Raw genomic sequence first — 1,752 nt, forward strand, 5'->3', positions numbered from 1 at the left:
GGGCGGGGTCACGGTGATGACGGATCCGGGGCCGTTCGTGGAGTTCAGCAGGCAGCGGGGGTTGGCGCCGGATGGGCGCTGCAAGTCGTTTTCGGCGGACACCGATGGCACGGGGTGGTCGGAGGGTGTGGGTCTGTTGCTTTTGGAGCGGTTGTCTGATGCTCGTCGTCATGGTCATCGGGTGCATGCGGTGATCCGTGGTTCGGCGGTCAATCAGGACGGTGCGAGCAACGGGTTGACTGCGCCCAATGGTCCGGCGCAGGAGCGGGTGATTCGGCAGGCGTTGGCGAACTCCCGGTTGTCCGCGGCGGATGTCGATGTGGTGGAGGCGCATGGCACTGGTACGACTTTGGGTGATCCGATCGAGGCCCGTGCTCTGCTGGCGACCTATGGTCAGGATCGTTTGCCCGAGCGGCCGTTGTGGTTGGGGTCGTTGAAGTCGAACATCGGTCATGCCCAGGCCGCGGCGGGGGTGGGTGGTGTCATCAAGATGGTCCAGGCGATGCGGCACGACACGCTTCCGCGTACCCTTCATGCTGAGGATCCCACTCCTCACATCGACTGGGACAACAGTGCGTTGGCCCTGCTCACCCAGGCGCGGCGGTGGCCGCCCGCCGAGCGTCCCCGGCGCGCTGGCGTCTCCTCGTTCGGGATCAGCGGGACCAACGCCCACGTCATCATCGAAGAGGCACCACCCGCTCCAACCCCCACCGAACCCCGCCGGGATCCCACGGTCGTCCTGGTGGCCACGTCCGACACCGTCGAGCAGACGCTTCCCGCCCTGGCCTCCGCCGAGTCCCACAACGATCCCGCCATGGAGGCAGCACCTGCTGCTGATCCTGCTGAGTCCCGCCGGGATTCCGGTTTGGCTGTTCCGTGGGTGTTGTCGGGGAAGTCGGAGGTGGCTCTGCGTGCTCGGGCGGAGCGGTTGTGGCAGTTCGTCTCGGAGCGTTCGGAGCTCGGGTTGCTTGATGTCGGTTTGTCGTTGGCCACGGGGCGGGCTTTGCTTGAGTGCCGGGCGGCGGTTGTTGGGCGTGATCGTGAGGAGCTTCTTGACGGACTTGGTGCGTTGGCGGGCGGCCGGGAGGCGGCCACCATCGTGCGGGTCCCTGATGCTGCACGGGGTAAGAGTGTGTTCTTGTTCACGGGGCAGGGCAGTCAGCGCCTGGGGATGGGGCGTGAACTCCATGAGGCCTCACCGGTCTTCGCCGCCGCTTTCGACAAGGTCTGCACACACTTCGACATCCCGTTGCGGGATGTGGTGTTCGGCAGTGCCGGTCCTGAGGAGCTGAATCGGACCCTGTTCGCGCAGCCGGCTCTGTTCGCGTTGGAGGTGGCGCTGTTTCGTCTGGCCGAGTCGTGGGGGGTCACGCCCGATTATCTGATGGGCCATTCGATCGGTGAGGTGGCCGCCGCGCACGTTGCGGGCGTGCTGTCGTTGGCGGATGCCTGCACACTGGTGTCGGCCCGGGCCAGGCTCATGGAATCGCTGCCGCCGGGTGGGGCGATGCTGGCCATCCAGGCCGCCGAACACGAGCTCACCTTGCCACCTGGGGTGTGTCTGGCGGCGGTCAACGGCCCCACGGCGGTCGTGGTGTCCGGCGACGAGGAACCGGTCGCTGAGCTGCGGGCCCACTGGCAGGCTTTGGGTCGCAAGACCAACCGGTTGCCCGTCTCGCACGCCTTCCACTCCCATCACATGGACGGCATGCTCGACGCCTTCACCCGGATCATCGGGGAACTGACCTTCAA

General features: G+C 66.6%; 1 protein-coding gene. It reads left to right on the forward strand.

Annotation, left to right across the window (positions count from 1 at the left end):
- A partial coding sequence (locus P3T41_RS36820; RefSeq protein WP_280695020.1) for a type I polyketide synthase occupies positions 1-1,752 on the forward strand: 1,752 nt, incomplete at both ends.

The organism is Kitasatospora sp. GAS204B, assembly GCF_029892155.1.
Lineage (GTDB): Bacteria > Actinomycetota > Actinomycetes > Streptomycetales > Streptomycetaceae > Kitasatospora.